This is a genomic window from Anaeromyxobacter oryzae (assembly GCF_023169945.1).
Taxonomy (GTDB): Bacteria; Myxococcota; Myxococcia; order Myxococcales; family Anaeromyxobacteraceae; genus Anaeromyxobacter; species Anaeromyxobacter oryzae.
Genome location: NZ_AP025591.1, coordinates 6,590,537 through 6,606,522, shown reverse-complemented (window position 1 = coordinate 6,606,522; position 15,986 = coordinate 6,590,537). Strand labels below are relative to the sequence as shown.

General features: G+C 70.5%; 19 protein-coding genes. 16 read left to right on the top strand and 3 right to left on the bottom strand.

Annotated features, from left to right (window positions below; translation table 11 throughout):
- Window positions 1–2: 2 nt before the first annotated feature.
- Together AMOR_RS29185 and AMOR_RS29180 are read left to right on the top strand one after the other, a co-directional pair.
- A complete protein-coding gene (locus tag AMOR_RS29185) occupies window positions 3–419 on the top strand; it encodes a hypothetical protein (protein WP_248357277.1) in 417 nt (138 codons plus the stop codon).
- Between the two features lie 70 nt (window positions 420–489).
- Entirely contained in the window at window positions 490–828 is a 339-nt protein-coding gene (locus AMOR_RS29180; protein ID WP_248357276.1) for an integration host factor subunit alpha, read from the top strand.
- 95 nt (window positions 829–923) lie between these two features.
- On the opposite strand, the gene AMOR_RS29175 is transcribed toward AMOR_RS29180, so the two are convergent.
- Window positions 924–1,277: a helix-turn-helix domain-containing protein gene (locus AMOR_RS29175; protein ID WP_248357275.1), complete on the bottom strand. Its 354-nt coding sequence runs from the start codon at window positions 1,275–1,277 to the stop codon at window positions 924–926.
- Window positions 1,278–1,778: 501 nt separating this feature from the next.
- Here AMOR_RS29175 and queD point away from each other — a divergent pair.
- The 10 genes from queD (at window position 1,779) to AMOR_RS29125 (ending at window position 11,430) form a co-directional block, all read left to right on the top strand.
- Entirely contained in the window at window positions 1,779–2,168 is a 390-nt protein-coding gene (queD, locus tag AMOR_RS29170; RefSeq protein ID WP_248357274.1) for a 6-carboxytetrahydropterin synthase QueD, read from the top strand.
- Window positions 2,158–2,904, top strand: coding sequence for a GTP cyclohydrolase I (gene folE / locus AMOR_RS29165; protein ID WP_248357273.1), 747 nt, complete (start codon window positions 2,158–2,160; stop codon window positions 2,902–2,904). Before queD ends, folE begins: the two co-directional genes overlap by 11 nt.
- Window positions 2,901–3,578: an SDR family NAD(P)-dependent oxidoreductase gene (locus AMOR_RS29160; protein ID WP_248357272.1), complete on the top strand. Its 678-nt coding sequence runs from the start codon at window positions 2,901–2,903 to the stop codon at window positions 3,576–3,578. Before folE ends, AMOR_RS29160 begins: the two co-directional genes overlap by 4 nt.
- Window positions 3,575–4,963 carry an FAD-binding oxidoreductase gene (locus tag AMOR_RS29155; protein WP_248357271.1) on the top strand — a complete coding sequence of 463 codons (1,389 nt, stop codon included), beginning with the start codon at window positions 3,575–3,577 and terminating at the stop codon, window positions 4,961–4,963. Before AMOR_RS29160 ends, AMOR_RS29155 begins: the two co-directional genes overlap by 4 nt.
- A 322-nt stretch (window positions 4,964–5,285) precedes the next feature.
- The gene (locus tag AMOR_RS29150) at window positions 5,286–7,151 is read left to right on the top strand and encodes a 2-oxoacid:acceptor oxidoreductase subunit alpha (protein WP_248357270.1); all 1,866 of its coding nucleotides are present in this window, start codon (window positions 5,286–5,288) and stop codon (window positions 7,149–7,151) included.
- Between the two features lie 27 nt (window positions 7,152–7,178).
- Window positions 7,179–8,228: a 2-oxoacid:ferredoxin oxidoreductase subunit beta gene (locus tag AMOR_RS29145; RefSeq protein WP_248357269.1), complete on the top strand. Its 1,050-nt coding sequence runs from the start codon at window positions 7,179–7,181 to the stop codon at window positions 8,226–8,228.
- Window positions 8,229–8,533: 305 nt separating this feature from the next.
- Window positions 8,534–8,803 carry a 4Fe-4S dicluster domain-containing protein gene (locus tag AMOR_RS29140; protein WP_248357268.1) on the top strand — a complete coding sequence of 90 codons (270 nt, stop codon included), beginning with the start codon at window positions 8,534–8,536 and terminating at the stop codon, window positions 8,801–8,803.
- A gap of 12 nt (window positions 8,804–8,815) precedes the next feature.
- Window positions 8,816–9,982 (top strand): 2-oxoacid:acceptor oxidoreductase subunit alpha, encoded by a 1,167-nt coding sequence (locus AMOR_RS29135; RefSeq protein WP_248357267.1) that lies wholly within the window; start codon window positions 8,816–8,818, stop codon window positions 9,980–9,982.
- Window positions 9,979–10,857, top strand: a complete 879-nt coding sequence (locus AMOR_RS29130) for a 2-oxoacid:ferredoxin oxidoreductase subunit beta (protein ID WP_248357266.1) — start codon at window positions 9,979–9,981, stop codon at window positions 10,855–10,857. The genes AMOR_RS29135 and AMOR_RS29130 overlap by 4 nt, the downstream gene beginning before the upstream one ends.
- An 18-nt stretch (window positions 10,858–10,875) precedes the next feature.
- A complete protein-coding gene (locus AMOR_RS29125; protein ID WP_248357265.1) occupies window positions 10,876–11,430 on the top strand; it encodes a 2-oxoacid:acceptor oxidoreductase family protein in 555 nt (184 codons plus the stop codon).
- A gap of 66 nt (window positions 11,431–11,496) precedes the next feature.
- Here AMOR_RS29125 and AMOR_RS29120 read toward each other — a convergent pair whose 3' ends face one another.
- Window positions 11,497–12,300, bottom strand: coding sequence for a tetratricopeptide repeat protein (locus AMOR_RS29120; RefSeq protein WP_248357264.1), 804 nt, complete (start codon window positions 12,298–12,300; stop codon window positions 11,497–11,499).
- Between the two features lie 29 nt (window positions 12,301–12,329).
- Between AMOR_RS29120 and AMOR_RS29115 the strand changes: the two genes are divergently transcribed.
- Window positions 12,330–12,827, top strand: a complete 498-nt coding sequence (locus AMOR_RS29115; protein WP_248357263.1) for a hypothetical protein — start codon at window positions 12,330–12,332, stop codon at window positions 12,825–12,827.
- Here the strand turns inward: AMOR_RS29115 and AMOR_RS29110 are convergent.
- Window positions 12,818–13,438: an FG-GAP repeat domain-containing protein gene (locus AMOR_RS29110; RefSeq protein WP_248357262.1), complete on the bottom strand. Its 621-nt coding sequence runs from the start codon at window positions 13,436–13,438 to the stop codon at window positions 12,818–12,820. The two genes, AMOR_RS29115 and AMOR_RS29110, sit on opposite strands and share 10 nt — an antisense overlap.
- Window positions 13,439–13,579: 141 nt before the next feature.
- On the opposite strand from AMOR_RS29110, the gene AMOR_RS29105 reads away from it, so the two are divergent.
- The 3 genes from AMOR_RS29105 (at window position 13,580) to AMOR_RS29095 (ending at window position 15,758) form a co-directional block, all read left to right on the top strand.
- Entirely contained in the window at window positions 13,580–13,771 is a 192-nt protein-coding gene (locus AMOR_RS29105; RefSeq protein WP_248357261.1) for a ribbon-helix-helix domain-containing protein, read from the top strand.
- A gap of 22 nt (window positions 13,772–13,793) precedes the next feature.
- Window positions 13,794–14,735, top strand: a complete 942-nt coding sequence (locus AMOR_RS29100; RefSeq protein WP_248357260.1) for a UDP-glucuronic acid decarboxylase family protein — start codon at window positions 13,794–13,796, stop codon at window positions 14,733–14,735.
- Between the two features lie 87 nt (window positions 14,736–14,822).
- The gene (locus AMOR_RS29095) at window positions 14,823–15,758 is read left to right on the top strand and encodes an NAD-dependent epimerase/dehydratase family protein (RefSeq protein ID WP_248357259.1); all 936 of its coding nucleotides are present in this window, start codon (window positions 14,823–14,825) and stop codon (window positions 15,756–15,758) included.
- Window positions 15,759–15,986 lie beyond the last annotated feature (228 nt).

Below are 15,986 nucleotides of genomic sequence, written 5' to 3'. Positions count from 1 at the left end.
GCATGGCGAGGGAGAGCCGGCTCGCGTACGCGGCGCTCGGCTTCGGCCTCGCGGCCGCCCTCGCCTGCTGGAACCCCCTCGCCGCGCCCTTCGGGCTCGTGGTGGGGCTCGCCTCGGTCGTGCTGTCGGTCCGGGCGCTGCGGCGCGGTGTCCGGCGGCCGTTCGCCGCGGCCGGCCTCGCGCTCTCGGTCCTGGCGGTCGGCGCGAGCGCGCTCGTCCTCGCGCTCACCGCCGGCATCGGGCGGGATCTCTCCGGACAGCCCGTCGTCGCCGGCCCCTCACGCGAGGAGGCGACCCGGACGCTCGACGCGGCCGCGGAGCGCACCCGCGCAGCCCGGGAGCGTGCCCGGACCGAGCTCGACCAGATCGACGGGAAGCCGGCGGGCGGCAAGCCGCGCGAAAGCGCGCCAGGGCGGTGACGGACCGTTTGACAGCGCCCTGGAAATCAGCTAACGAAATCGACACTTAGCCGCGTCCACGGGAGCGAACGTGACCAAGGCCGACATCATCGAGAGCGTCTACGAGAAGGTTGGCTTCTCCAAGAAGGAGGCCGCTGAGATCGTCGAGATGGTCTTCGACACGATCAAGGAGACCCTCGAGCGCGGCGAGAAGATCAAGATCAGCGGCTTCGGGAACTTCATCGTCCGGGACAAGAAGTCCCGCGTTGGCCGGAACCCGCAGACCGGCGAGGAGATCGAGATCAGCGCGCGGCGCGTGCTGACCTTCCGTCCCAGCCAGGTCCTCAAGAACGCCCTCAACGGCGGGCCGACCGGCCCTGAGGTCGAGGACGACAACGACAACGACGAGGGCGACGACGGCGACGAGTAGGTCGTCACGCCGTTCGTCCTGAGCCTCGGGATCCGGTCAGCCCCGAGCGTCGCGCCCCGTTCGCCCTGCGCCCTGCGGTAGGGCGAGCAGCCGGCTCAGACCGTCCCGATCCGCGCGCCGGGGCCGCGCGTCGACCCCTCGCTCGTGCTCGGTCCGACGAGCCGGTACAGGGTCTTCCGGTCGATCCCCAGCACCTCGGCCGCGCGCGTCTTGTTGCCGTGGAGCGCGTCGAGGATCTCTCGCGCGTACCTGCGCTCGAGCTCCGCGAGCGTCGGACGGCGCGGCTCCGCGCCCGGGCCGGCGCGCGCATCTGCCCGCGCCGCCTGGATGAGCGCGTCCGCGAGGTCGCTCGCCACCACGGCCTCAAGCCCGGCGTCCCGGAGCAACCGCTCCAGGCGGGCGCGGCGCTCGGGATCCGCGTCCACGACCAGCGTTCGATTGTTGTCCACGATGGGCCCCTACTCAGGGACGGGGGCGAAAGCGAACGGTTACATCGGATCCTTGCCTGGCTCCCGACCCGCCAAGGGTGCCCCCAGCCCCTCCCGCCGGGGCGAAGCAGGGCCTAGCTTCCTCTCCAGGGTAACGACCATGCGTGAGACATCGACGGAACGGTGCGAGTGCTGCGGGGGATCCCTCGGAACGAACCCGGTCGGGCTCCGGTATCGCGGACGCGAGAGCGTCTTCTGCTCGTTCGGCTGTGCGGTCGTCCAGGCGGCACCGGCCTGCTTCGCGTGCGGTACGAAGGTGCTGGGGCGGGGACACGTCGCCGGGGGCCGCACGTACTGCTCGACGGGCTGCGTGCCGGCAGAGGCGACGGCCCCGTAGCGCGGACGAGGCGTCGGCGGGGACGCCGCGCCGGTGTGCGCCTCCCGGCTCGGAAGTCTCGTCGACCTTTCCGCGGCTGGTGCACGCCGAGGGCGGCGACGTCTCGGTAGAGCTATAAAGGCCGCATGGCGGCCATCGATTACACGGATCGCCGGCGCATGCGGCTCGACGTCGAGTTCTACTTCGCGGCCGCCCACCGGCTCCCGCGATACGACGGTCCGTGCTTCCGCATGCACGGCCACAACTACAAGTTCTTCGTCGCGCTGGAGGGGGACGTCGATCCCGCCACGGGGATGATCGCGGACTTCGGCGAGGTGAAGCGGATCGTCCTGGAGCACGTGCTCGCGCGCGTCGATCACCGGACGCTGAACGACGTCCTCGAGAACCCGACGGCCGAGAACATCGCGCGCTGGATCTGGGAGGTGCTCCAGCCGCACGTGCCGGGGCTGTGCGAGGTCCGCCTGTACGAGATCCCCGACTCCTGCGTGACCTACCGGGGGCCGGGTGGCCGCTAGGATCCGCGCGCTCCGCCCCGCGCGCCCTCGCGCCGCGCCGACCCCTCCCGCGCCGTCCGCCGCGGCCGAGGCGGTGTCCCGCTTCCTCGACGCGCTCGGCCTTCCGGCCGCCGTGCGCGGCGCCGACGATCTCGCGGACACGCCCCGCCGCGTGGCGGAGGCGTGGCTCGAGGACCTGGTCGACGGATACCGACACGCCCCGGCGGAGATCCTCGCGGAGACGATCCCGAGCGCGAGCCGGGATCTCGTCGCGGTCACCGGGATCGACTTCCACTCGGTGTGCCCGCACCACCTGCTGCCCTCGCGTGGCGTCGCGCACGTCGCGTACGTCCCGGGCGGACGCGTGGTCGGGTTCGGTCAGATCGTCCGGCTCGTGGACTGCCTGGCGCATCGCCTCGTGCTCGAGGAGGACCTCGCCCGCGGCATCGCGGACGCCCTCGTGCACCACGTGGGCGCGCGAGGCGCCGCCTGCGTCCTCGACGCCGAGCAGCTCTGCATGACGGTGCGGGGCGAGCGCCGTCCCCGGGCGCGCGCTCACGCCGAGGCGTTCGCGGGCGTGCTCGCCCGGGACGGCAGCGTGCGGCGCCGGTTCGAGGCCGCGATCGTGCGCGCGCCGCGCTCCGTTCACCCCGAGCGTGGCGCCCGGGCGGAGCCCCGGCGCGCGGGCGAAGGGCGGGTCCCCGCCGCGTCGGGCCGGCGCGCCGGGTCCGCGGTGCCGCGGAGGCGCGGCCGGTGAGCGCGGCGCGGACCGCCATCGTCACGGGCGGCGGACGGGGCATCGGCGCGGCGGTCGCTCGCGCGCTCACGGCCCGCGGCGTCTCCGTGACGGTCTGCGCCCGCACCGCCGTGCAGCTCGAGCGTGTCGTCCGCGAGGGTGGGGCGGTGCTCGCCGTGGCCGGCGACGTCTCCCGCGAGGAGGACGTCGCACGCGTGGTGATGGCGCACGAGCGGGAGCTCGGCCCGGTGGACGTCCTCGTGAACGGGGCGGGGATCCTGGCGCGCGGCCGCGTCGAGGCCATCTCGCCGGCGACCTTCCGCGCCGTCCTCGACGTGAACCTCGTCGGCCCGTTCCTCTGCGCGCGGGCGGTGATCCCGGGGATGAGGGCGCGCCGGCGCGGGAGGATCGTGAACGTCGCGTCGATCTCCGGTACGCTCGGCACGCCCGAGGCGAGCGCCTACAACGCCTCGAAGTGGGGGCTCATCGGGCTCACGAAGTGCCTCGCCGAGGAGCTGCGCGGCGACGGCGTGTCGTGCCTCTCCGTCTCGCCCGGGAGCGTGGACACCGAGATGCTCGCCCAGACGCCGTTCGAGCCGCTCATGACGGCGGAGGACGTGGCGAAGGTGATCGTGTTCGCCGCCCTCGACGCGCCGGACGCGATGACCGGCTCGAACGTGGAGGTGTTCGGATGACCGCGCCGATCCGGGCCGCGATCGCGGAGCTCGAGGCGGCCTTCCCGCGGGAGCGCCTGACGCTCGACCGCGAGAAGCTCGAGGCGTACGGCCGCGACGAGTCCGACCTCGGGACCTTCCCGCCGGACTTGGCGGTGGCGGTGGAGAGCGCCGAGGAGGTCCGGACGATCTTCGCCGTCGCGAGCCGGCACCGCGTCCCGGTGATCCCGGTCGCGGCGCGGAGCGGCAAGTCGGGCGGCGTCCTCGCGCTCTCGGGCGGCATCGCCGTCTCGCTGGAGCGGATGAACCGGATCCTCGAGATCTCGCCGGAGGACCTGGTCGCCCGCGTCCAGCCCGGCGTCGTCACCGGCGTCCTCCAGGCGGAGGTCGAGAAGCACGGGCTCTTCTACCCGCCGGACCCGAACTCCCTCGAGATGTGCACGCTCGGCGGCAACGTCGCCGAGAACGCCGGCGGTCCGCGCGCGCTCAAGTACGGGGTCACCCGCGAATACGTCCTCGGGCTCACCGCGGTCATCCCGACCGGCGAGATCGTGCGGGTCGGGAAGCGGAGCATCAAGGGCGTCGCGGGCTACGACCTCACCGCGCTGCTCGTCGGCAGCGAGGGGACGCTGGCCGTCGTGACCGAGATCACGCTGAAGCTCCTGCCGCGGCCCCGCCACGTGTCGACGGCGCTCGTGGTGTTCGGGTCCGTCGCCGCGGCGGCGCGCGCGGTGACGAAGGTGCTCACCGCCGGGATCCTCCCGCGCTGCCTCGAGCTCCTCGACGACATCTCGCTCGCGGCGGCCGCGAAGACCTCGCCCTACAAGTTCCCCGCCGGCGCCGGTGCGGCGCTGCTCGTCGAGACCGACGGCAACGACGAGGAGGGCACGTTCGGCGAGATCGTCCGCCTCGCGGAGGTCGTGCAGGAGGACGCGCAGGGCGAGGTGATCGTCGCGCAGAACGAGTCCCAGCGCCGGGACATCTGGGAGACGCGCCGGTACCTGTCGGTGAACCTGAAGGCGCTCCACCCGATGAAGCTCTCCGAGGATATCGCGGTGCCGCGGTCGAGGATCCCGGAGATGGTCGAGCGGGCGAAGGCGGTCGGGGCCCGGCTCGGGCTCGTCGTGGCGACCTACGGGCACGCCGGCGACGGGAACCTCCACTGCAACGTGCTCTTCGACCGCGCCGAGGAGCGGCCGCGGGTGGACGAGGCCGTCGGCGAGATCCTCCGGATCGCCGTCGACCTCGGCGGCACGATCACTGGCGAGCACGGGGTCGGGCTCGCGAAGCGCGACTTCCTCGAGTACGAGCAGGGTGCGGAGGTCGTCGCGCTCGAGCGGCGCCTCAAGGCCGTCTTCGATCCGCTCGGCATCCTGAACCCCGGGAAGATGTTCCCGCCGGCCTGATCTCCGTCAGCGCCTGATCTGGGACAACCTCGCGGATCCCCAACGGATCGCGGCATATCGCCACTCGTCCGCGCGTTCTTGCAAGCGCCGAGGTCTGGGGAAACCCGCCCCATTCCGGACCTGATTCGGGACAAGGCGGGTCTACATTCCTCAGTGCTTTCCGGCTCTTGACGCACCACGGTCCATTGACTTCCAGGTAGGGACCGGGCATACCAGCAGGCCTCGATCCGAGCTTTCAGGCCAGCGACTCGCCGAGGGGCGAGTTCGCTCCAGGCCTGCGGTCGTTCAGCGCTGCGCACTCTCGAAGGAGACGAAGGGCGACATGTCCACGCAAGTTTCCGCGACCAAGAACAAGGTCCAGCAGGTCGATACCGTCACCATCCGCTTCGTCGGCGACTCCGGCGACGGCATGCAGCTGACGGGCACCGAGTTCACGAAGGCGAGCGCGCTCGCCGGCAACGACCTCGCGACCTTCCCGGACTACCCGGCCGAGATTCGCGCCCCCGCGGGCTCGCTGGCCGGCGTCTCCGGCTACCAGGTGAACTTCGGCTCGCGGGAGATCCACACGCCCGGCGACGCGCCGGACGTGCTCGTCGCGATGAACCCTGCGGCGCTCAAGACGAACCTCGCCGACCTGCGCCAGGGCGGCATGCTGATCGTGAACGCCGGCGCGTTCACCGCCTCGAACCTCGAGAAGGCGGGCTACAAGACGAACCCGCTCGAGGACGCGACGCTCAAGGCGAACTTCAAGGTGTTCCTCGTCGACATGACGAAGCTCACCGAGTCCGCCCTCGACGGCTCGGGCCTGTCGTCGAAGGAGGTCGGCCGCTGCCGGAACTACTTCGCGCTCGGGCTCCTGTACTGGCTCTACAGCCGGCCGATGGAGCAGCAGCTCGAGGCCATCGCGCAGAAGTTCGTGAAGAAGCCCGAGTTCGTCGAGCCGAACCAGAAGGTCTTCAAGGCGGGCTACGCCTTCGGCGAGACCTCCGAGCTCTTCTTCCAGCGGTACCACGTGCCGCCCTCGAAGCTCGCCCCCGGCACCTACCGGAACGTGACCGGCAACTTCGCGACCGCCCTCGGCTTCGCGACCGTCGCCCGGCTCACCGGCCGCCAGGTCTTCCTCGGCAGCTACCCGATCACTCCGGCGACCGAGATCCTCCAGGAGATGGCGAACTTCAAGGAGCACGGCGTCGTCACGTACCAGGCGGAGGACGAGATCGCCGGCGTCGGCTCCGCGATCGGCGCGGCCTTCGGCGGCGCGCTCGCCTGCACCTCCACCTCCGGCCCGGGCCTCGCGCTCAAGTCGGAGATGATGGGCCTCGCGGTCATCACCGAGCTGCCCCTCGTCATCGTGAACGTGCAGCGCGGCGGCCCGTCGACGGGCATGCCGACCAAGACGGAGCAGGCGGACCTCCTCATGGCGCTCTTCGGCCGCCACGGCGAGGCGCCGATGCCGATCATCGCGGCGCAGAGCCCGGCGGACTGCTTCTGGTCCGCGATCGAGGCGATGAAGATCGCCTACAAGTGGATGACGCCGGTCCTGCTGCTCACGGACGGCTACCTCGGCAACGGCTCCGAGCCGTTCAAGATCCCGGCGCCGTCCGAGCTGCCGAAACTCGAGGTGAAGTACCAGACCGAGCTCAACTACGCGAACGCGACCCAGTACATGCCGTACCTCCGCGACGCCAAGCTGGTCCGGCCCTGGGCCATTCCGGGCACGCCGGGGCTCGAGCACCGCGTCGGTGGCCTCGAGAAGGACTCGCTCTCGGGCATGGTGTCGTACGACGGCATGAACCACGAGAAGATGGTCAAGACCCGCGCCCAGAAGATCCGCAACGTCGTGGAGGACGTGCCGGACGTCGAGGTGTTCGGGGCGAAGACCGGCGACCTGCTCCTCGTCTCCTGGGGAGGCACCTTCGGCTCCGTGCGCGGCGCCGCCGAGGAGCTCCAGGCGCAGGGGAAGAAGGTCTCCCACGTGCACCTCCGGTGGATCAACCCGCTGCCGAAGAACCTCGGCGACGTGCTGAAGGGGTTCAAGAAGGTCCTGGTGCCCGAGGTGAACGACGGACAGCTCGCGTTCTACCTGCGCGGCATGTTCCCCGGCGTGAACCCCCTCCAGTACAACCGGATCAACGGCAAGCCCATCAAGATCGCGGAGCTCGTCGGCAAGGTCGTCGAGGCCCTGTAGGTCGACCCGGAAAGGACGAGAACGAACATGAGCACGACGAACGGTCAGACGACCAACACCGCCCTCCCGGTCTACACGAAGAAGGACTTCGAGTCGGGCGTCGATCCCCGCTGGTGCCCCGGCTGCGGCGACTACTCGATCATCAACCAGGTCCAGAAGACGCTGCCCGCGGTCGGCGTGAAGCGCGAGAACATCGTCTTCATCTCCGGCATCGGCTGCAGCTCCCGCTTCCCGTACTACATGAACAACTACGGGATGCACACGCTGCACGGCCGCGCGCCGTCCTTCGCGTCGGGCCTCAAGGTCTCCCGGCCCGAGCTGCAGGTGTGGATCATCACCGGTGACGGCGACGCGCTCGCCATCGGCGGCAACCACTTCATCCATGCGATGCGGCGCAACCTCGACCTCAAGATGCTGATGTTCAACAACCGCATCTACGGCCTGACGAAGGGCCAGGTCTCGCCGACCTCCGAGCTCGGCAAGAAGACCAAGTCGACGCCGCAGGGTTCCCCTGACTACCCGTTCAACCCGCCCGCGCTCGCGCTCGGCGCCGGCGCGACCTTCGTCGCCCGGACGATCGACGTCGAGGGCATCCACATGGGCGGCGTGATCAAGGCGGCCGCGGAGCACAAGGGCAGCACGTTCGTGGAGGTCTTCCAGAACTGCCCGGTGTTCAACGACGGCGCCTACACGTTCCTCACGGAGAAGGCGGTCAAGGCCGACGCGCTCCTCCGGATGGAGCAGGGCAAGCCGCTCCTCTTCGGGAAGGACGGGAAGAAGGGCATCCGCTTCAACGCGCAGTCGGCGGAGCTCGAGGTCGTCACCATCGGCGAGAACGGCGTGACCGAGAAGGACATCCTCGTGCACGACGCGAAGCGCGAGGATCCGACCGTCGCGTTCATGCTCGCGAACCTGTCGAACCGCGCCGGCTTCCCGACGCCCATCGGTGTCTTCCGCGACGTGCGGAAGCCCACGGGCGAGGAGCTGACCTGGCAGATCATCGATCAGACCAAGGCGAAGAAGGCCTCGAGCCTCGAGAAGCTGCTCGCCGGCGCCGATACCTGGACGATCAAGTAGGACCGCGCCGGTCCCGCAATGAACGAGGCCCTCTCCCCGGTCCGGGGGGAGGGCCTCTTCGTTTTCAGTGCTGGACGGGCGATCCGAGCCGGGGGAGCCCGTGCTCTCCGTGAACCGTCGAGCGCTCGCGTCGACGAATCGTCGAGCGCTCGGGTCGACCAATCATGGAGTATCTGCGTCGGCAATCACGCCGACACAAAAAAGCACATGATTGATCGCGGTCCAAGCGGCGCAGGCCCCGCGTGTAGTAGTCAGGCACCCTTGCTGCGGGACCGCCCATGGCGGGCGGACTCCGGGGAGCCATAATGACGACGACGTCAACGCCCGCGCCCAAGAAGGACAAGAAGTTCCAGGGCGTCGTGGTGATCAATCGCGAGAGTTGCAAGGGTTGCGCGTTCTGCGTCGAGTTTTGCCCGCTCGGCGCGCTCGAGCTCGAGAAGGAATACAACGCCAAGGGCTATCACCCGCCGTACCTTGCGAAGCCGGAGCTGTGCAACGGCTGCGACATGTGCGGCCTCTTCTGCCCCGACTTCTCGATCTACGGCTACCGCGAGAAGCTCGAGCAGGCGGCCTAGGAGCACGCACTCATGTCCAACGCCAATTCCAGCGGTACCCTCACTGGCAGTCACTACCTGGACGGCGACCACGCCTGCAGCGAGGGCGCCATCGCCGCCGGCTGCCGGTTCGCCTCCGGTTATCCGATCACGCCGTCGACCGAGGTGGTCGAGCGGCTCTCGCAGCGCTTCCCGCACGTGGGCGGCCGGTTCCAGCAGTTCGAGGACGAGCTCGCCGCGTCCATCGCGCTGCTCGGCGGCGTCTGGGGCGGCGCGAAGGCGCTGACCGTCACGTCCGGCCCCGGCTTCTCGCTGATGATGGAGCACATCGGCTACGCCGCCATCACCGAGACGCCCTGCGTGTACATCAACGTGCAGCGCGCGGGCCCGTCGACCGGCCTCCCGACGCAGCCGGCCCAGGGCGACATGATGCAGGCCCGGTTCGGCTCGCACGGCGACTACCGGCTCATCGCGCTCTGCCCGAACTCGCCGCAGGAGTGCTTCGACCTCACCTTCGAGGCGTTCAACCTCGCCGAGGAGTACCGCGTCCCGGTGCTCGTGATGCTCGACGAGGTGGTCGGGCACATGACCGAGAAGGTGGTCATCCCGTCCGACGACAAGCTCGAGGTCACGCCCCGGCGGTACACGAAGAAGAAGCCGGGCGAGGGGTTCAAGCTCTTCGACGCGCCGGCCGGCAGCCTCGTGCCGGAGATGGTGAAGGCGGGCGACGGCTACCGGATCCACGTCACCGGCCTCACGCACGACGAGCGCGGCTACCCGATGATGACGGTGCCGATGCACGAGAAGATGCAGAACCGGATGTTCGACAAGATCCTGAAGAACGTCGACAAGATCGTCCGGTGGGAGGAGAAGAACCTGGCCGACGCCGAGGTGGTGGTCGTCTCCTACGGCATCACCTCCCGCGTCGCCGAGAAGGCGATCCAGGCCGCCCGGGAGAAGGGCGTGAAGGTCGGCTCGTTCCGGCTCATCACCGCCTGGCCGTTCCCGGAGAAGCAGATCAAGGCGCTCGCCCCCAAGGTGAAGGCCTTCGTCGTCCCGGAGCTGAACCTCGGCCAGATGGCGCTCGAGGTGGAGCGCGTGGTCGGCGGGAAGACCAAGACCGTCCTCGTCCCGCACGTCGGCGGCACGGTCCACAACCCCGACGTCATCCTCAACGCCATCCTGGGAGCGGTTCGATGAGCGCGCCGGTCAAGGAGAACCCCGTCAACAAGTACCTGCGCACCGAGCGCATGCCGTCGATCTGGTGCCCGGGCTGCGGCATCGGCACGACGGTGAACTGCTTCACGCGCGCGCTCGACGCCTCCGGCTTCGATCTCGACAAGGTCGCGATCGTCTCCGGCATCGGGTGCACCGGCCGCGTGGCGGGCTACCTCAAGCTCGACTCGTTCCACACCACGCACGGCCGCGCGATCCCGTTCGCGACCGGGCTCCAGCTCGCGAACCCCGACCTGAAGGTCATCGTCTACTCCGGTGACGGCGACCTCACGGCGATCGGCGGCAACCACCTGATCCACGCGGCGCGCCGCAACGCCGACATGCTCGTGGTCTGCGTGAACAACTTCACGTACGGCATGACGGGCGGGCAGGTGACGCCGACCACGTTCCGGCCGGCGATCGCCTCGACGACGCCGTACGGCGCCTACGAGGAGACGTTCAACCTCCCGATGCTCGCCGACTCGTCGGGCGCGGTCTACGTGGCCCGCTGGACCGCGTACCACGTCCGCCAGCTCGCGAAGTCGATGGGCGAGGCCCTCAACAAGAAGGGCTTCCGGTTCATCGAGATCCTCGCCCCGTGCCCGACGCTGTACCTGCGCCGGAACAAGCTCGGCGACGGCCTCGACGAGATGAAGTTCTACCAGGAGAAGAGCGTCATCAAGAACGGCGCCGACACGCGCGAGGTCTTCCTCGACTACCGCAAGGAGATCACGGTCGGGAAGTTCGTCGATCGCGAGCGGCCGACGCTCGAGCAGGCGATGGAGACGCAGATGAAGCAGGCGCTCGGCTCCAAGTACGTCCCCTACGAATCGCCGGGCAAGAAGCCGGCGTGGTCCTGAGCGAGAGAGGACACGAACATGGGTCCCACTGAGATCAAGTTCGGCGGGCTGGGCGGGCAGGGCGTCATCCTCGGCGGCATCATCGTCGGGAAGGCCGCCGCGCTCTTCGACGAGAAGTTCTCCTGCCTCACGCAGGCGTTCGGCCCCGAGGCGCGCGGCTCCGCTTGCAGCGCGCAGGTGGTCGTGGACAAGGAGCCGATCCTCTACCCGTACGTCCACAACCCGCACATCATGGTGACGCTCTCTCAGGACGCGTTCGCCAAGTTCGCGCCGGAGCTGCGCCCGGACGGCATGCTCCTCATCGAGGAGGACCTCGTGAAGCCCACGAACCTCCCGAAGGGCGTGAAGGTGTTCGCCGTCCCGGCGACCCGCATCGCGGAGGAGCTCGGGCGGAAGATGGTGCTGAACATCGTGATGGTCGGGTTCTTCACCGCCGTCACGGGGCTCGTCAGCGAGAACGCCGCCCGCGAGGCCGTGAAGGACTCGGTCCCGCCGGCCACGATCGACCTCAACATGAAGGCGTTCGATCGCGGCTTCGAGTACGGCAAGAAGCTCGTCGCGGCGAAGGCCTAGCCTTCTCTCGATGGTCGTTTCGGCGGCCGGCGCCCCTCGGGGCGCCGGCCGTCTTCGTTCTCGGGGTCACTCGCCGGCGCACGCCAGCGCGCCGGCGAGGCTGGTGCGGCAGCGGTCGGCGCCCGGCGCGAGCTCGAGGCAGCGCTCGCACACCTTCGCCGCCTCCGCGCACCGCCCGAGCCGGACCAGCGCGATGCACCGCCCGTGCTGCGCCTCCTGCGACCCGGGCGCGAGCTCCGTCGCGCGCCGGTAGCTCGCCTCCGCCCGCTCGAACCGTCCCTCCACGTAGTCCATGAACCCGAGGTCGTGGTTCGCCGCGGCGCTGTCGGGCGTCGCCTCGAGCAGGTGGAGGTACTCGGTGCGCGCCGCCGCGAACGACGACGCGCGATCCGCTCCTGGGACGAGACCGCGCCGGAGCAGCGCCCGCGCGAGGTTGAGGCGCGCGTCGGCGAGGTCCGGATCGATCCGGAGCGCGGCGCGGAGCGCGCCCTCCGCGTCGGCGAACCGGTCCTCGGAGAGCAGCAGCTCGCCCAGGTTCGCGTGCGCCTCGGCGAAGTCGGGGCGGAGGCGGACGGCGCGCTCGAAGCGCCGGCGCGCCCGGTCGAGGTCGCCCCGGGTTCGCCACACGATGCCGAGCCCGTTCTCGGCCTCCGGAAGATCGGGGTCGAACGCGAGCGCGTGCGCGAACGCGATCTCGGCGCGCTCCGCGTCGCCGGACGCCAGGTGCCCGTAGCCGCGGCGGACCTCCTCGGCGGCGCGCGGAGGCACCGCGTGGCGCACGGCGCAGGCGAGGAGGGCTGCGAAGGGGAGGGCGAGCCAGAGGAGCGACAGGTAGGGCGCGGCACGACGCAGGGGATCGGGGAAGGTCATGCGCACGCGGGTTGCTACGGACGTGCCGCATGCGAACGCTCCTGCTCCTCTCCGCCGCGCTCCTCGCCCTCGCCGCCGCGCCGGCGCGCGCGCAGCTCTCCACGCGGATGATCGCCCTGGAATCGGGCGCCTCCACGCCGCTCGGGTCCGGCCCCGGCGCTCACGCACCTGCGGCGGTGGCCGCCGCGCTCTGGCTCGACGGCGACCTCGACCTCGTGCTCCGGCTCGCGCTCGGGACCGCGCCGCGGACCTCCGGCCGCCCGGCGGCCGGCTGGATGGCGGGCACGGCGGCGCTCCGGTGGTCGCTGGCGCCTGGCCCGCTCCGCCCGCAGCTCCTCGTCGAGGCTGGGTGGACGCGCGGCCGTGGGCCGGGCGGGGCGAATCGCCTCGCGCTCGGCGGCGGGGGTGCGCTCGAGTGGTTCTACGCGCGGGATCTCTCGGTGGCGCTCGCGGCGGCGGTGCGCCGCGCGCCCGCCGGCCCGGGCGCGCGGCTCGATCTGACGGCCGCGCTCGCCGCCTACTTCTGAGCGGCGGTCGTCTCGCCCCCCTCGACGGCCTTCCGCGTCTCCCAGCGATCGACCTGGCCGTCGCCGTCGAGGTCGACGCCGATGCGGTCGATCTCGCCGTTCTCCCAGTACTCCCAGTAGTCGACCTTGCCGTCGCCGTTCGTGTCGCGCTCCTTGCGGACCAGCTTGCCCTTCTCGAAGAAGCTCGAGCTGCGCGACGCGCCGTCGAAGCCGAGCGCGTACTCCTTCTTCACCAGCTGGCCCTTCTCGTACGTCAGCGTCACGTCCGGCTTGCCGTCGAAGTCGAGGTCGTACACCACGAGCGTGAGCGCGCCGTCGGCGCCGTACGCCTCCCATGTGTCGATCCGGCCGTCGCCGTTCAGGTCCTTCTCCTTCCGGAGGAGGACCTCCTTCCCGTCCGCGTCCTTCGTCACGTACTTCCAGACGTCCGGGCGGCCGTCCCGGTTCAGGTCGTACTCCGCGACGATCTCGCCCGGCTTGTGCTCCATCCCCGGGATGGGGGCGCGAGGCGCCTCGGCCGGAGCGGTGGCGGAGCTGACCGCGGGCGCCTTCGTCCGCCCGGCACAGGAGAGGGCGAGAAGACCGGCGGTGACGGCGAGCAGACGGCGCATGCGTGGGGACCCTCCGGGACGGGAGCGGGATTCTAGCCGCGCGCTCCGAACGGGCTCAACCGCGGGCGCGTGGCGGTATTTGACACTATATCAGTCGTCACATAGCTTCCGGAGGCGATCTACCGAACCGCCGGGACGCTCATGGCCCGCAAGAAGATCTCGACGACCGTCTACATCACGCCCGAGCAGAACGAGCGGCTCAAGATCCTGCACGAGCGCACGAAGGTCCCGGTCGCCGAGTACATCCGGCAGGGCATCGATCTCGTCCTCGACAAGTACCGCGGCGCCCTTCCCGGCCAGCTCACGCTCGAAGACGTGAGCGGCAAGAAGTAGCTACATTCCGGACCGGAGCGACATGAGCGAGAAGAGAGCCGTCATCCTCGGCGCGGCAGGTTTCATCGGCAGTCACCTCGTGGACCGTTTCCTCGCCGAGGGCTGGCGCGTCACCGGGGTGGACAACCTCATCACGGGAACGCTCCGGAACATCGAGCACCTCTCTCGCGAGACGCGGTTCGACTTCCTCGAGGCCGACGTCTGCGGCTCCCTCGACGCGATCCAGGGGACCGTCGACGCGGTCCTGGACTTCGCGTCGCCCGCTTCGCCCATCGACTACCTCGAGCATCCGTTCGAGACCCTCCACGTGGGCTCGATCGGCGTCGAGAACGCGCTCAAGCTGGCGAAGCGGACCGGCGCGGTGTTCCTCCTGTCCTCGACGTCGGAGGTCTACGGCGATCCCCTCGAGCACCCGCAGCGGGAGACCTACTGGGGGAACGTGAACCCCATCGGTCCCCGCGCGGTCTACGACGAGGCGAAGCGGTTCGCCGAGGCGATCACGGTGGCTTACCGGCGCTACGAGAAGGTGCAGGTCCGCATCGCCCGGATCTTCAACACCTACGGGCCCCGGATGCGGCTCGACGACGGTCGGGTGGTGCCCACCTTCGTCGCCCAGGCGCTGCGAGGCGAGCCCATCACGATGTTCGGCGACGGCTCGCAGACGCGGAGCTTCTGCTACGTCGACGACAACGTCGAGGGCATGTGGCGCCTGCTGCACTCCTCGTACGAGGACCCGGTCAACATCGGGAATCCGCACGAGCTCACCATCCTGGAGTTCGCGAAGGCGGTGCAGCGGCTCGTCGGCTCGGACGTGCCGATCGTGTCGAGGCCGCTTCCGCAGGACGATCCGCGGGTGCGGCGGCCGGACATCACGCGCGCGAAGGAGCTCCTCGGCTGGGAGCCGAAGGTCGGCTTCGACGAGGGGATGCGCCGCACGATCGCATGGTTCGAGCAGCAGGTCTGAGCGCCTCCGCGCGAGCGGCAGCTCCGGGAGAAGCGGCGGCGGCGTGAGCCGCCGCGGGGGCGCGCGCGGCGCGCCGGGGAGAGACAGATGGCGAGGCGGATCCTGATCACGGGCGGCGCAGGCTTCATCGGCTCCACGATCGCCGATCGGTTCCTCGACGCGGGCTGGGAGGTCGCGATCCTGGACGACCTCTCGACCGGGAAGCGCGAGAACGTGCCGGCGGGCGCGCGGTTCTATCCGGTCGACGTGCGCAGCGCCGCCGCGATCGAGGCGGTGAAGAAGGAGCGGCCGCAGGTGATCTGCCACCAGGCGGCGCAGATCGACGTCCGCCGGTCCATGGCCGATCCGCGGTTCGACGCCGACGTGAACGTCGGCGGGCTCCTCAACGTGATGCAGGCCGCGGTGGAGGCGCGATCGGTCGAGCACGTCGTGTTCGCGTCCTCCGGCGGCGCCACCTACGGCGACACCGACGTGATCCCGACGCCGGAGGAGCACCCGCAACGTCCCGTGTCGCACTACGGCGCGGCGAAGGCGGCGAGCGAGATCTACCTCGGCGTGTACCGCGCCAACTTCGGGATCCCGTTCACCGCGCTGCGGTACGCGAACGTCTACGGGCCGCGGCAGGATCCGCACGGTGAGGCCGGGGTCGTGGCGATCTTCTGCGGCCGGCTGCTCGAGGGTCGCGACTGCACGATCTACGGGGACGGGAAGCAGACGCGCGACTACGTCTTCGTCGGCGACGTGGCCCGGGCGAACCTGCTCGCCGCGGAGAAGCGGTTCGACGGCCCGATCAACGTCGGCACCGGCGTCGAGACCGACGTGAACGCGCTCTACGATCACCTGGCCCGCGCGGCGGGCACGTCGAGACCACCGGAGTACGGGCCGGCCCGCCTGGGCGAGCAGAAGCGCTCGTGCATCTCGCCGGCGGCCGCGGCGCGCGCCATCGGCTGGCGCCCCGAGGTGCCGCTCGCGGACGGCCTCGCGCGGACCTTCGAGTGGTTCAAGGCGCGGCGCGGCGGCTGAGCGATTCGCTCGCCCCGCGAGCTCGAGGGGCGCGCCGCGTCCTTCGAGTCCGCCCCCGGGGCTGTCGCACATCGACTCCGGCGCGCGGCGATGGCACCCTTTCCATCCAGGAGGGGGCGCGGTGTCATCCTCCAGGGAGCGGCCACGGCGCCGATCCGGAGGAACACCGACATGAGCGACACGACCGCCGGTCCGATGACGCCGGCCGCCGGCGCACCCGGACGGCCA

Excerpts from the sequence above, each read along its gene's own strand:
- AMOR_RS29095 (WP_248357259.1), top strand. The coding sequence starts at position 14,823 with ATGGCGAGGCGGATCCTGATCACGGGCGGCGCAGGCTTCATCGGCTCC.
- AMOR_RS29125 (WP_248357265.1), top strand. The coding sequence starts at position 10,876 with ATGGGTCCCACTGAGATCAAGTTCGGCGGGCTGGGCGGGCAGGGCGTC.
- queD (WP_248357274.1), top strand. The coding sequence starts at position 1,779 with ATGGCGGCCATCGATTACACGGATCGCCGGCGCATGCGGCTCGACGTC.
- AMOR_RS29150 (WP_248357270.1), top strand. The coding sequence starts at position 5,286 with ATGTCCACGCAAGTTTCCGCGACCAAGAACAAGGTCCAGCAGGTCGAT.
- AMOR_RS29120 (WP_248357264.1), bottom strand. The coding sequence starts at position 12,300 with ATGACCTTCCCCGATCCCCTGCGTCGTGCCGCGCCCTACCTGTCGCTC.
- AMOR_RS29155 (WP_248357271.1), top strand. The coding sequence starts at position 3,575 with ATGACCGCGCCGATCCGGGCCGCGATCGCGGAGCTCGAGGCGGCCTTC.
- AMOR_RS29115 (WP_248357263.1), top strand. The coding sequence starts at position 12,330 with ATGCGAACGCTCCTGCTCCTCTCCGCCGCGCTCCTCGCCCTCGCCGCC.
- AMOR_RS29105 (WP_248357261.1), top strand. The coding sequence starts at position 13,580 with ATGGCCCGCAAGAAGATCTCGACGACCGTCTACATCACGCCCGAGCAG.
- AMOR_RS29135 (WP_248357267.1), top strand. The coding sequence starts at position 8,816 with ATGTCCAACGCCAATTCCAGCGGTACCCTCACTGGCAGTCACTACCTG.
- AMOR_RS29185 (WP_248357277.1), top strand. The coding sequence starts at position 3 with ATGGCGAGGGAGAGCCGGCTCGCGTACGCGGCGCTCGGCTTCGGCCTC.
- AMOR_RS29130 (WP_248357266.1), top strand. The coding sequence starts at position 9,979 with ATGAGCGCGCCGGTCAAGGAGAACCCCGTCAACAAGTACCTGCGCACC.
- AMOR_RS29110 (WP_248357262.1), bottom strand. The coding sequence starts at position 13,438 with ATGCGCCGTCTGCTCGCCGTCACCGCCGGTCTTCTCGCCCTCTCCTGT.
- AMOR_RS29140 (WP_248357268.1), top strand. The coding sequence starts at position 8,534 with ATGACGACGACGTCAACGCCCGCGCCCAAGAAGGACAAGAAGTTCCAG.
- AMOR_RS29100 (WP_248357260.1), top strand. The coding sequence starts at position 13,794 with ATGAGCGAGAAGAGAGCCGTCATCCTCGGCGCGGCAGGTTTCATCGGC.
- AMOR_RS29145 (WP_248357269.1), top strand. The coding sequence starts at position 7,179 with ATGAGCACGACGAACGGTCAGACGACCAACACCGCCCTCCCGGTCTAC.